General features: G+C 53.1%; 12 protein-coding genes. 2 read left to right on the forward strand and 10 right to left on the reverse strand.

Annotated elements, in window-relative coordinates; all coding sequences use genetic code 11:
* Window positions 1-58: 58 nt before the first annotated feature.
* From AMM48_RS21580 to AMM48_RS21625, 10 genes are all read right to left on the reverse strand, one after another.
* A complete protein-coding gene (locus AMM48_RS21580; protein ID WP_102785758.1) occupies window positions 59-1,381 on the reverse strand; it encodes a tetratricopeptide repeat protein in 1,323 nt (440 codons plus the stop codon).
* A gap of 97 nt (window positions 1,382-1,478) precedes the next feature.
* Entirely contained in the window at window positions 1,479-4,988 is a 3,510-nt protein-coding gene (locus tag AMM48_RS21585) for a hypothetical protein (RefSeq protein ID WP_102785759.1), read from the reverse strand.
* A gap of 2 nt (window positions 4,989-4,990) precedes the next feature.
* Window positions 4,991-5,719: a flagellar motor protein MotB gene (locus AMM48_RS21590; RefSeq protein ID WP_022731887.1), complete on the reverse strand. Its 729-nt coding sequence runs from the start codon at window positions 5,717-5,719 to the stop codon at window positions 4,991-4,993.
* On the reverse strand, window positions 5,719-6,582 hold the full coding sequence (locus AMM48_RS21595; RefSeq protein WP_102785760.1) for a flagellar motor protein MotB: 864 nt from the start codon (window positions 6,580-6,582) through the stop codon (window positions 5,719-5,721). The genes AMM48_RS21590 and AMM48_RS21595 overlap by 1 nt, the downstream gene beginning before the upstream one ends.
* A gap of 11 nt (window positions 6,583-6,593) precedes the next feature.
* Window positions 6,594-7,235 carry a protein phosphatase CheZ gene (locus AMM48_RS21600; protein ID WP_022731885.1) on the reverse strand — a complete coding sequence of 214 codons (642 nt, stop codon included), beginning with the start codon at window positions 7,233-7,235 and terminating at the stop codon, window positions 6,594-6,596.
* A gap of 35 nt (window positions 7,236-7,270) precedes the next feature.
* The gene (locus AMM48_RS21605) at window positions 7,271-7,657 is read right to left on the reverse strand and encodes a response regulator (protein ID WP_022731884.1); all 387 of its coding nucleotides are present in this window, start codon (window positions 7,655-7,657) and stop codon (window positions 7,271-7,273) included.
* Window positions 7,658-7,877: 220 nt separating this feature from the next.
* Window positions 7,878-8,594, reverse strand: coding sequence for a hypothetical protein (locus AMM48_RS21610; protein WP_102785761.1), 717 nt, complete (start codon window positions 8,592-8,594; stop codon window positions 7,878-7,880).
* Between the two features lie 149 nt (window positions 8,595-8,743).
* Window positions 8,744-9,493 carry a DUF6468 domain-containing protein gene (locus AMM48_RS21615; RefSeq protein WP_102785762.1) on the reverse strand — a complete coding sequence of 250 codons (750 nt, stop codon included), beginning with the start codon at window positions 9,491-9,493 and terminating at the stop codon, window positions 8,744-8,746.
* Between the two features lie 3 nt (window positions 9,494-9,496).
* The gene (gene fliM / locus AMM48_RS21620; protein ID WP_102785763.1) at window positions 9,497-10,636 is read right to left on the reverse strand and encodes a flagellar motor switch protein FliM; all 1,140 of its coding nucleotides are present in this window, start codon (window positions 10,634-10,636) and stop codon (window positions 9,497-9,499) included.
* 42 nt (window positions 10,637-10,678) lie between these two features.
* Entirely contained in the window at window positions 10,679-11,215 is a 537-nt protein-coding gene (locus tag AMM48_RS21625; protein ID WP_102785764.1) for a flagellar basal body-associated FliL family protein, read from the reverse strand.
* A gap of 563 nt (window positions 11,216-11,778) precedes the next feature.
* Between AMM48_RS21625 and AMM48_RS21630 the strand changes: the two genes are divergently transcribed.
* Together AMM48_RS21630 and flgG are read left to right on the forward strand one after the other, a co-directional pair.
* Window positions 11,779-12,546 carry a flagellar hook-basal body complex protein gene (locus tag AMM48_RS21630; RefSeq protein ID WP_102785782.1) on the forward strand — a complete coding sequence of 256 codons (768 nt, stop codon included), beginning with the start codon at window positions 11,779-11,781 and terminating at the stop codon, window positions 12,544-12,546.
* 65 nt (window positions 12,547-12,611) lie between these two features.
* A complete protein-coding gene (gene flgG / locus AMM48_RS21635; RefSeq protein ID WP_101302055.1) occupies window positions 12,612-13,397 on the forward strand; it encodes a flagellar basal-body rod protein FlgG in 786 nt (261 codons plus the stop codon).
* The last annotated feature ends 67 nt before the right edge of the window (window positions 13,398-13,464 follow it).

The raw sequence follows: 13,464 nt of genomic DNA on the forward strand, positions 1-13,464 counted from the left end.
TTAGTGCGTTGGACGTATCGTCCCGACCGTCATTTCCGCGAAGAAAACGCTACGCTTTTTAGTTCCCGAACTTGGTACCCGATTTGAAAACACCATTCTCGAGCGGTTTCAAACCAAAGCTGCCGCGGCGTGGGCCGGGATTTTCGGCAACGTATTTTTCGGCCACGCGACGTTCTTTTTCACTCATGCGGGCCAAAACGGCTTCCATTTCGCGGTATGCCTGACTGCCTTCGGCAGGGGACGACATACGTAGCCAGTAATACGCCAGCACATTGTCCTGTTCCACGCCATTGCCGATGGCATACAGGCGACCAAGGCCAGCCTGACCGTTGGCAGATCCTTTGCGTGCGGCACGTTCAAACCACGTCGCCGAACGCACCATGTCAACAGGCACGCCAAGGCCGTGTTCATACATCACCCCAATCAGGTGATAACCGCCGGGATGGCCAAGCTCAGCCAAATCCATCGCAATATCAAGTGCTGCGGCGTAGTCGGGTTCACGATGGGGTACACCAAAAATCAGGATTTGCGTCATCTGATATTTGGCGGACACATCGCCCTGATCACAGGCATGTGTCAACATCGTCCAGCCGCGGTTAAACAGCTTAAGATCCGAGGAGTGACAGAAATACATCGCAAGATTGGCCTGCGCGTATGCATCACCCTCGCTGGCGGCCATTTCAAACCAACTGATGCTTTCGGCCACATTGCGTTCAGCACCAAGACCAACGCCAAGCGCATAGCCAAGGGCCGATGCGGCTTCGACGCTGCCCGCACGTGCCGCGCGCATGTTGTATTCAAAAGATTTGGATGGGTCCCGGCTAACACCACGGCCTTCAAGATAAAGATAGGCAAGAACACTGGCTGCTGACGGGTCGTTCAGTGCGCTCGCGCGCTGCAGGTACTCGATTGCCGTTTCATCATCCTGAGAAACACCCCAGCCGTTCAGATAGCACACACCAAGATTATAAAGTGCTGCCACGGAGCCAAATTCAACGGCTTCTTCAAACCAGTGCGCGGCGGTTTCCGCATTTTCCTGAACGCCAAGCCCCTTGGCATAAAGATAGCCAAGATTGTTGGCCGAAATAGACTCACCCGATGATGCTTCTTCGTTAAACCAGTACGCCGCTTCGCGGTACCATTGCTGGCCTTCGCCAAGGTCCTCGGCAACGCCGATTCCCTTGCTGCGCATGTAGCCATAGCAGATCGCAGCAAACGCACGGCTTTGACGGTGAATTTGGTCAAGGATACGTCGAGTCGCACTTTCATCACGCGGCATTCCTGCGCCCTGAAAATGCTTTTCGGCAAGCGAAAGCTGCGCAAAGATGTCTTTTTCCACCTTTACGTCATCATAATAGACCATCTTTAAAGCGCGATCCATCACAGCAACTCTTTCGCCATAACCAAAACATCAACGGAAAAAGGGCGCAAATCGGTGCTTTTTAGCTCCGCATGCGGCTCACACCATTGTTCGAGCTTTAATTTATAGCACTAAGCTGAGATTTTTCCAACTGATCGCGATAATTTGCGAGGAAGCCCTGGAAGTTCTCTACCTCGTCAACCTTGTCTGCCAAGGTCCGATAATCGATCAAACCCTGTGTCGGTGACGAGGTAATCAGATTAAATGCCTCTGCAAACGGGCTGGCGGCCATGACCTCTCCATAGCGACGTTTGAGCATATTAAGCGTCCGCTCCTGCCCCCCCATCGCGAGGTTTACTGCCCAGTTCAAGACATAGCGCGCACGCTCGTCAGAGAACCCGTCAATCACATCGCCCTGATCCCCTCCGACCAGACGCTGGAAGGTTTCTGCCGCCGATAAGAAGTCACGTGTTCCACGATAGTAGTCGACCCGCAGCAGTTCGGCATTCTTGGAAAAATCACCTTCAAGCGATGAAATGGCTTCGGCCCCGCGATCAACATCCAAAAGAGCACGCGCCTTAAGGTGACGCCGCTGGGTATCAAGCTCTTCGGAAATGCCCGCTTCTTCGGTCTTTTCAATGACACTGATGGTTTGTTCAGGTTTGCTATCAAGCAAATAGACCAAACCAAGCCGTGCCCCAACACGTGCCTTTTCCACCCCATCAAGGCGGAAATCAACCTGATGTTCGAGTAACTCTTCGGCGCGCTCAAACAGTTCGACACTGACCATCCGGTCGGCAAGACGGCGGATCAGCTCATCACCCTTTTCACCGGCCGGGGTCAGTTCGCGGAACTCGTCATACAGGGCCACCGCCTTGATCGCCGAAATATTGTTGATGTCGTCGCCCAGATAGAGGTTCTCAAACGTCTTGTGCATCAAGTCAGTTGCTTCTATGGCAACCGGCATATTCGGGAAGAAGATCGCAACCTGACGCAGGGTATTTAATCCATCGCGGAAGTCTTTGTTTTCGATCTGCAGTTCACCAATACGTTTGAGCAACGCCATCTCAAACGCATCGCCACGCCATGCAAACCGCAACTTTTGAAGCTGTTCGATCGCATCATCGGCTGTCAGCCGCTCCAAACGCATCAAAAGTTCTGTTCTGTCAAAGATGGCATGGGCACGGGCTTTGCGGTTTTCGCCCTCGGCCACCTGATCCCAGGTCGCCACTGCTTGTTCCAGTTCTCCAGCTTCCTCTTCGAAGATGCCTTTGAGATACTGGATATCCATGATCTTGCTTTCGGATAACCCGCTGGTCAGCAGCATTTTTTCAATCAGGTCCATGCCTGCTTCGGGATTGCCAACCAAAAGTGCCTGCTCGGTCGCAATCGGTCCGATCCGCCCCAGAAGTTCTGGCGGATAGAAATCAAGAATATGGACACTTTCAAGCAAGTCACGTGCGCCTTCGTTCGGTCGCCCGCGTGCAGCAAGGGTCACGGCCCGCCATAATTGCATTTCCGGGATCGCCTTCAGGCGGTCGTCGTCAAGCAGTCGTTCGGCTTCGGCGTAATCACGATTCAGGAATTTGACCGCCGCCTTCAAGGCACGGAACTGGACTTTCTGCGCAATCAGCGGATCGTCTTCTTCCATAACGGAAACGATGGCATTTGCTTCTGGCCCAAGGCCATTGGCCAAATAATATTCCGCCAGTTCCAGTCGGGCCTTGTTACGATGTTCGTCACCACTTTGCGCAATCGCCCCGCGCAACTTATGAATGGCGTTGTTATAATTATCCAGCCCCCCGCGTCGCCAGTCATCAAGCTCGAAGATCAACCCTTCGCGACCATCGCCCGTCGCAGCCCGCACCCCGGTTGCGGACGCCAGCAACCGCGCACCTTCAGGCGAGATATTAAGACCATCTTCGGCGGTAACAACCACGGCCTGACCGTCGCTACGACTGGTAACCTGTACAGTTTCGTTCATGGGCGCGACCACAACCCCCTGCACGGATGGCAGCACTTCGAATTCTGGATAGCGCAGGGCAACCTCGATGCCATAACCCCGTTGAGATGTGGTTACAACACGCAGCATATCGCCCACTTCCGGGTCATCAATCGGAATGGTTGGCCCGATATCATCAAGCGGCACAATCAGGCGTGCACGGGTCTGTTCATCAAGCTCAATCGAGGGGCCAAGTTTTTCAATCGGCTGCAGAATACCTTGTTGCAGCGTGACCCGCCAATCGCCAGCGTCATTGACAGTGGTATAGAGCCCCACCCCTTCGGGGATGGTCAGGCGCACAACGGTCGCATAGGGACTGTCGATCTGCTCAATCACCCCGACAATCTGGGCTGCTTCCTGACGGACGGCTTCAAGGTCAAGATTGGCCCGAACATCAAATACCGCCCACAAGAACCCGGCACGTGACCAGATTGCCGCCCCACCGGGCTGCCCAAACGGGAAGTTAAGCGACATCTCAGTTGCCGTTTGCTCAACCGTAACCGACAGATCGCCAATGCTTTCGCGTTCCTGTGCCCCCCCCACCGTCGCACCACTTTGCTGAGCATCCGCTAGCGCCTGTGCTGCCAAGGCTTCTGGTGAGGTCGGATCAATCCCGTCGTTCGCCGCAGGACTGAGCCCATCTGGCGTTTGCCCGGAATCGGCATTGGCTGTTGCTGGCGGAGCAGCTGGCGCAGCCGGTGCACTGCTTTGAGATGCGGGTGCAGGCGGCGTTGCAGCGGTGCTGGGGGTCGCTGTCGTTGACGGGCGGCTGTCGTCTTCGGCGGTGCTGACCGGGGCGCGCTGTGCGCCCATAATATCAACGACAACCTTGTTACCAGATCGGAAATGGCGCAACGAGCGCGGTGGATCTGTATCAATAGCCACATCAAGCGGGTTTGTCGCCGATTGGCGAATGCGCACCCCTTCGGGCAGACGACGCGAAATTGCCGCCCCGTCAATGCGTGCTGGGGATGCGAATTCAACCGTTTGTGATCCTTGCGCGCCGCTTAACTCATATTCGGTACGATTGGGCCAATCAAAAACCAGTCGGTAGAATGTTGGATGACGGCCAACCCGCACATCAAGGGTGCGCAAATCGGGATCAGTGTTTTCAATATTTGTGGTTTCAACCGGCACGGTCGGTGCAGGTGTCACTTGCGGTGACGTTTGTTCTTGCTGAGCAGGTTTGCTGGTCGGCAGCGGCGGTGTTGGCGCAGGTGGAGTGGCTTGTGGTTTATCAAGGATATCAAGAACCACGTTGCTGCCGACATTAAAGGCCCGCACTTCGAAATCATCACGCAGCACAAAGGCAACTGTGCGGCCATCCGGATCAAAGAAACCGTCTGCAACATATTCAGAAACCGGGGTAAGCACCCCGCGCAGGGATGCGACGAGCGGCGCGTCAAATCGCACAACGAGCTGATCACCGATGATTTCAGCGGTGTAATTGACCGGCTTGCTCCATTGCAGAACAATTCGTCCATAGCCGCTATGCATCCCGGAACGGATGATCACTGGATCAACCGCCTGGGCCATTGCAGGGCGCATTCCGCTAATGGGCAATAAAATTGCCGTGGCAGCCGTGATCGCAGCCGCCAGCAGGATGCGCACAGCAAGATTTGCCATACTTACGTGCCTCCGATCCCGCTTCCGCCATGGGGTTCGATGACGATATCGACCCGACGCGCCATTTCAAAGCGCGTATCTTCATCGACCGTTTCAGGAAGCTGGTCGTATCTTGATGCAGCAAATCCGTAAATATTTATGTAATCTGTGTAACCTGATTTTTTCAATTCGTTCGCAACAGCCGCAGCACGGGCCAGCGAAAGTTCCCAGTTTGAGGCATAAACGCCTCGTCCGCTGAGCGGTCTGGGATCCGTGTGCCCCTGCACACCGACACGGTTACCGATGTTTCGCAAAACACCACCCAGCACAAAAAGCGCCTGCCGTGCCTTTTGGGTCATTTCCGAACTGCCACTGACAAACAACAGATCACCCGGAAGTGAAATCACAAGTTTGTCGGCATCACGCGACATGCGTGCATCGCCAAGTACCGGGTTATCATCAATCGCATCATCAATAACGGCACTGAGATAATCAAGGTTCATTGCCGGTTTGCGATAAACGCGCGGAATGTTGAGGCTGGCCATCGGTTCGTCATTTTCTTCGCGCGGCGATGGTTTGATCGATTGCGACAAAGAATCGACAACCTCGTCCCAGCGGTCAATTTTGACTTTCGACATTGCAAACAGCATGACAAAGAATGTCAGCAGCAACGAAATCAAATCTGCCAGACTGAGCATCCAGACCGGTGGACCACTTCGAGTTTCGTGCTTTTTGAATTCTTCTTCAGCCATCAGCTCCCTCCCCCTGCCTGCGGTCCAAGCGGGATTGGTTGATTGACAGCAGGCTGGTTCCCACCCGGAAGCGGGATGGTCATTCTTTGCGGCGCAAAGATACCGGTGTTCCCGTTTCCAGTTGGCGCGACGCCAGCAGGCGTTGCACCGTCATTTGCACCATTTGGTGCACCGCTTTCACGCTCAATCGGCTGGGGTGGTTCTTTCGGCCCCAGGTTCCAGAAAAACCGGAAGGTCACGATAAATGGATCAGCGCCGGGATCAATACCCACAAAAAGATGATCCTGTGGTGCGCCAACGTCGATCAATTCACGGGCGAATGATCCGGCACGGGCGATTTGAAGGTTGTTTTCAATTTCGACCGTCCCCTTGGAGCCGACTTCACTGCCCATCACCATTTCCATTTCATAAGACGCATAGCCCTGATCATCGGCCAAAACCCTTGCCAGCTGGTCCATGAACTCGGACTGACGTTCGCGAATGAGAATGGAATTGGGATCAAACAGCTGATCCACATGCATGATGACTTCCATCAATTTTCCGGGCTGGATGACCTGAACCCGAACAACTTTGATGGCCGTCTGGAAAAGATGCCCCAGTTTGTCCTGCATGTCCTCGGCCGCAACAACCGGACCTTCGATTGAGGTAACGGTCTGCAAACTGGTCGTGGGGGGTAAAATAGACGCAAACGCAGAAGAAAGACTTTCCTGCACTTCGCGTGTTTTGACCTCTTCAAAGGTCGAAATGGTATTGAGCAGAATAAAGAACGCCAAAAGCAACAGATAGAGAGCGAGAAACAGCGCCACCGCACCATTCGCAGGAGGTGTTGGTGGTGTAGGTCCGTCGTCCTCTATCTCCGCCATATCAACGCCACTTAGTTAAACATCGCGTCAATGTCAGCCTGCGAAACGCCTTTGCCCTCAAGCTGCGGGCCATTCAAAAGTGACTCATCACCTTCTGGCTCTTTTTTCGTTTTCGGATTGGCTGCTGCGTATTTGGCAATTTCATCACCAAATGCCGCCACCAGTCCTTCAACACGTTCCTCAATGGATTTAAGAGCCTTAATGACCTTGGTCGTACGCTGCCCTGTAATATCCTGGAAGTTACAAGCTTCGTAAACACGCATTGTTGCGCTGGTTACGATTTCGGCCTGTTCGGCGGGCAACGTCCGAGCGAACTCTTCAAGTGCATCCATGGCATCAAGAATTTCATGGGTCGCCCCCGCTGTCGCATCCACAATCGCATCAAGTTCGTCTGTTGCGTTGGGAATGTATTCAGCCTTGATATCGTCCGGACGCAGCGACGCGATTTCAGACTTCATCTTGCGAATGATGCCTGAAAGCTCGTCAAGTTCACCAAACAGACGCTTCTGATCCCCGGTCGGCTTGTCACCCACAAAGCGTGACAGCTGATCCATCAGTTCAGAGAGTTGTTCAATCTTCAGATCATCCCCTTCGAGACGCGCATGAAGATCATTCAACAATTGGCGTATTTCGTCCTTGGACGCTTTGGACATAACGGTATCGCGGGACTAATGTCCCGCGCCCCTGATCAGAAATCACCAATAACAGTCTTCATTTTACCCTTCAACGTCTCTGCGTTGAACGGTTTAACGATGTAATTGGATACACCTGCTTTTTTCGCCATGACCACGTTTTCGGTCTTGGCTTCTGCCGTAATCATGATGAAGGGCAGGTCCTTCAACTTGGCATCTGCACGGACTTCTTTAAGAAGCTGCAGCCCTGTCATCGGCTCCATATTCCAGTCAGAAATCACGAGGCTGCACGGAGCTTCACGCAACTTACGAAGCGCCATACTACCATCGGTCGCTTCTTCAATATTCGTAAAGTTGAGCTGCCGCAAAAGATTACGGATGATACGCAACATGGTTTTGTAGTCATCCACAATCAGGATCGGCATATTCGGATCGACGGCCATTCACAACTCCATCAGCTATCTGATCTCTTACCCTTACCGCACGAAACGCGCATATTGGTAAGGCCCCTAATAATCGTGATGTACATATTTAATAATGGTTAATCAAGGTTTTTGACCATTACCAGTTTGCGCCATCACATTGACTATACTCGAATAATTGCACGTTCCAACCCTTCAATAACAAGGTGCAACGCGCGTTAGTGCAAATTAAGCTGCCGTCTTATTGCAACGGCAGCATGTTGATGTCCTGCTTGTAGGCCAGTTCCGAGGTCAAGGCCCGCGCGCGGTCTGGTGTCATTTCTGACAACACGGCTGCGGTGTTTGCCTCGCGCATGCCCAGAGCGACCTGCAGCAAGATATTCATATCAAGATCATTCCAGATGCGGGCTGCATCCTTTGGTTTCATTTTTTCATAGACGCTGATCAACTTTTTGATCCGGTCGTCTTCCTGAATTTCCTTGGTCTCGACAAGCCCCTCAATCGCCGTTTTCAACGATTTCATTTCGTCGATCTTGGCATCAATGCGGGCTTCAGCCGCAGCAATCAGGCTTTCACGTTCATCAAGGCGCTGTTCCTTACGGTCAAGTTCTCCGCGACGCACCGAAAGGTTCTGCAGCAGATCGATTTCTTCCTGTGTGAAAAGGGTCGGATCACCGCCAAGTGTTGGCGGAACGTCGCCTTCTTCCATGGGTTCACCTTCCATGGTCAGGCCAGCCGGATTATCCAAGCCGGGATCCCCGGCATCCGGTGTTTCAGGCGGCGTTGCCGCCTCTTCGGTGGCAGGGGCCTGCGCCTGCGCCATCTGCACCATGCTCACACCTGTGTTTTCGGCGATTTCGGCTTTATCCGAACTTTCCGAGAACAGGTTGACCACCCGCATTGACAACACCATCAGGCCGACAAGAACGACCAAAGGCAGGATACGCACACCAGACATTTATTCACCTAAGCAATTTGGCATCTTGTGCCCATGCTCCTTCACGCTTGTTTTGTCTTTAATCTAACAGAATGACACCACACTCTTTAGATAAAAACGAATGTCATAATAACAAGTCCGGCAGCCCCAAACAGTGTTCGGGCACCCCTCTATCGAACTGATCGCAATGCCGCGAGCAATTCGCGCTCTGCCTCGGAACGACCGGCGTCTTCATCCTGATCATAGACATCAGATGACATGCCGCCGTTACCAGTTACTGAACCACCATTGCCATAACCGCCTCTGGACCGGCCACCGTCATCATCATATCCACCGGCTGTTTTGCCCATCCGTGGTTCAGGGTCCTGGTCTTGGGCGTCACTGCGGCCACCGCGTTCCATATCGCGCACCATGCGGGCGGCTAATTCTTCGGCCCGTGTTTCCACGCCATATCCGTCGCGATCATCAATCACATCGTTGCGATCTTTGCCCGATGACGCCAAATCAGACGCCCCGGCAGTGTGTTTGCCCGACCCAGCGTTGCCCGATTTTGATGATGGGTTCGAACCGCTCGCAGAATTTCCACCCCGGCGGCCCGCGTTGACATCGCTTGCCGCTTTTTCAAGACGGTTGGCGATGCTTTCACCGCGATCCACCATAAAGGTCAGGTCTTCGTTAAGCGCCTCAGCCTTTTCGATATCTTCGCGCAATTTTTCACCGGAATCCTCGGCCATTTCCTTAAGCGCCCTGATCGAGGTTTCCGCGCGTTCGTTTGCGGCATTAAATGCTGTCAGGAAGTTCTGCATGTCTTCGCGGCTGCGCCGAAAAGCCGCCAATTTTCGGTTCAGGATCACGGCATAGATGATCGTTGCGATTAGCAAAACAATCATCACAAGATCCAGATAGAACGCGAAGTCCATTGACTAATCTTCCTCGTTTATGCGCGCACGATCACGTACCTGGATCGCAATGCGGTCGCCTTTGCGCCCCATCATCCCTTTAAACAGCGGGACGTCACCACAACGCACCTCAACTGGCGACGTCGGACTGGTATTAAGGATCAAACGGTTGCCAACCTCAAGGTTGATAACATCGCCCAGCGACATCACCTGCTCGTCGAGCACTGCCAACAGGTTGATATGGGTCTGCCAAAGCTCGTTTGCGAGGTGATTTTCCCAGATGGAATCGCGACCGAACTTCTCGCCCATGAACATCTGAAGCAGAAGTTCACGAACCGGCTCAAGTGTCGCATACGGTATCAGAAGCTCAAGCCGACCACCGCGATCTTCCATATCGATGCGCAACTTGGCCACAATGGCCGCATTGGCATGACGGGCAATCGTTGCAAAACGCGGGTTCGTCTCCAGACGTTCAAACCGGAAGGTCACAGGGCTCAGCGGATCAAACGCGGCGGAAAGGTCGCCCAAGACCACATGGATCATGCGTTCGACAAGGTTGCGTTCAATTGTTGTATAAGGACGCCCTTCAATACGCATGGCAGCCGTACCACGGCGCCCGCCCAGCAGCACGTCAACGATGGAATAAATCAGGGCCGAGTCAACGGTCAAAAGACCATAGTTGTCCCATTCTTCCGCTTTGAACACACCCAGCATTGCAGGCAACGGGATCGAGTTAAGGTAATCCCCAAATCGCAGCGACAGGATGTTATCAAGCGACACTTCAACGTTGTCAGATGTGAAGTTACGAAGCGACGTCGACATCATACGTACGAGGCGGTCAAACACCACCTCAAGCATCGGCAGACGTTCATAAGCCACCATCGATGAATTGATGATGGCCTGAATGCCCGACTGATCACCCGCACCAGACCCATCATCAAAACCAAGCAGACTGTCAATTTCGTCCTGGTTTAGGACACGCGCAGATGGCCCGCTGCTGACCGCAGCTTCATCGCCAGCATCATCCTCATCATCGTCGCCGAGCATGGATTCCCATTCGGCGGCCATATCCTCGCCGCCGTCATCTCCACCCTCGTCATCACCACCGGCCATGGCTTCCCATTCGGCAGCGAGTGCATCATCATCTTCGTCTTCATCAGCCATCAGCAATTGGTTCCTGATTTTGGCATTCGGGCTTTTACAAGGTTACTGTACCAGCATTTCCTTGAACAGAACGTCGTTAATTTTAGCTGGTTTCGCCGCCGCACTGACTCGGATCAGCAATTCTTCACGCAGCCGGAACATGCCCTCGGACCCTGACAGGTCTTCGGGCCGTAATTCGCGAAGGTAAACCTGAAAGTTGTCGACAATACGCGGCATCATTTCTTCGACTTGCGGCAGCATTGCCTGATCGGCAACTTCAAGACTGACCCGGATTTTAAGGTAGCTCTGCTTGCCGCCCCCGGCATTCAGGTTGACCAGAATCTCGGGCAGATCAACAAAGCCGACGTTTTCGGGAACACCCGGTGCGTCTTCGATCGAACTTTCTGAAATCACTTCTTCGGTCGGCGCGCTATCGCCGCCCGACAACATATCAATGACTGGCTGAAGCAACCCGGTGAAATAGGCTGCCGCAGCACCGCCAAGCAAAAGCAGCACGATCAGAATGACAATGACCAGCATCTTCTTGCTGCGCCCACCGCCACCTTCGTCCATTTCGATTTCGTCGGCTTCTTCGCCCATTGGTTCGCAAATTCCTGCGTTCTGGATTTCTGACTTTCCATCCAGCAAACACTGTGCCGGATTAAAAGCCATAACGCTATCACGTTAAAAATCCGTTTCTCTTCTGATCATTAGCTCGTAACACTTGCCATCCACGACCGACAGTCAGAACTTGCCGGGTCAGGGCATCATACGCGCTCAAACTCTTACCAGCACACCTTCCTTACAGGATACGGCTTAAGAACTGCCATTTTTCTGTGGTTTTCTTTGTATTCTTAGTCTTCATAAAATTTTGCACAAGCAACTAAACCACGATTTAGCGTCATTGTGATTTGACGGCGTATCTTTGATTTGGTGCAGGTTTGAGACCATACCATCCCCCAAACCGGAATACTTTTTCCGCCCTGCCACTGACAAGCGGCACTTTCTGCAATTACCGCAATGATTGCGCCCGGCAACAAATGCCGGATCTAATTTTTATCTTTTTAAAACAATGCATTAATCATATTGGCATGCCGTTCGCATTTGTCTTTGGGAAATTCACGGCCTTAATCGGCCCATCTGCCCCAACTGGGAAGTCGACCATGGAAAACGTTTCATATATCGCTCTGTCGCGGCAAAAGACGCTCCGCAGCATGATGAACAACATTTCGCAGAACCTGGCGAACATGAACACGACCGGGTACAAAGAACAGCGGATGATGTTCACAGACTGGGTGGCCAAGAACAAGGATGCCCCGTTCCGCGGCGAACGCGAAATTTCGCTGGTTCAGGACATCTCGCAGTATCGCGACACGACGGTCGGCAATATTGAACATACCAATAGCCCACTCGACGTGGCACTGAGCCAACCAGACATGTTTTTTGCCGTCGAAACCCCGTCGGGCACACAGTATACCCGTTCGGGCAATTTCAACCTGGATCCGGGCGGGCAGCTTATCACCAATGATGGCTATCCTGTGTTGAGTGACGCTGGTCAACCTCTGTTCTTTAACGAAGCAGACGGGCAGATCGAAATCAAAGGCGACGGCACGATTTCCACGGACATTGGTCAGGTTGGCAAACTTCAGGTCGTCACCATCGACAACGTTCAGGAAATGAAAGTAACGGGCAACACTCTTTACCGCGCACCGGATAATGCAGATGGCAACCCGGATAATGCCGCAATGGAACTTGTCGAGAACCCCGGCATCGTTCAGGGCGCACTTGAAAAATCAAACGTCAATTCGATCGGGGCCATGACCCAGATGATTGACGTGCTTCGCACCTATCAATCCGTTACCCGTTCGCTCGAAAGCGAGAATGAACGGATGCGTAATATGATTAACAAGCTTGGTGATATTCGCGCCTAGGGGCTTGCGAACACGGCCTTGAGTAAAATTTGGCGCACAGTCTGCGCAGACGAAGGAGACAAGAAATGCGGTCACTTGATATTGGCGCCCTAGGGATGCAGGCCCAATCCACCAACGTGGATGTAACCTCACACAACATCGCCAACATGACGACCACTGGCTATAAGCGCCAGCGTGCCGAATTTCAGGATTTGCTGTATCAGGACATGCGCCGCGCAGGGTCACCCTCGTCAGACACCGGCACAATTGTACCGGTCGGCGTTCAGGTTGGCCTTGGTGTGAAAACGGCCGCAATTGGCCGTTACATGGGACAAGGGTCCTTGAGCCTGACGGAAAACGAACTTGATATCGCCATTCAGGGCCGCGGCTATTTCCAGATCGACCTGCCCAGCGGTGAAACTGCGTATTCGCGCGATGGTACGTTAAAGCTCGATGCCAATGGTGCGCTGGTGACCAAGGATGGCTATGCCGTTCAACCGGGCATTACCGTTCCCGACAATGCAACTTCCGTCACGATCAACAGCAATGGCGAAGTATTTGCCGAGATTGATGGTCAGGTCGCACTTCAGAACCTTGGCCAAATTCAGTTGGCCACCTTTATCAACCCACCGGGTCTTGATGCGTTGGGCGACAACCTGTTCCTTGAAACCGAAGCATCTGGTCAGGCAAATGCCGGCGCGCCGGGTGATGTTGGCTATGGTACGGTTTTGCAAGGTTACCTCGAAGCTTCGAACGTCAACGTGGTTCAGGAAATCACCAACTTGATCAAGGCACAGCGTGCCTATGAGATGAATTCCAAATCCATCTCCACCACAGATGAAATGATGAGCGCAGTCAGCAACCTACGTTAATTTGGCGTCCTGACTGATCGTACCAAATTTACGCCGACCACGTTCTGACCGCACGTGTGTCTGCGTA

Source organism: Thalassospira sp. GB04J01, from assembly GCF_000751115.1.
In the GTDB taxonomy this organism is placed as follows: domain Bacteria; phylum Pseudomonadota; class Alphaproteobacteria; order Rhodospirillales; family Thalassospiraceae; genus Thalassospira; species Thalassospira lucentensis.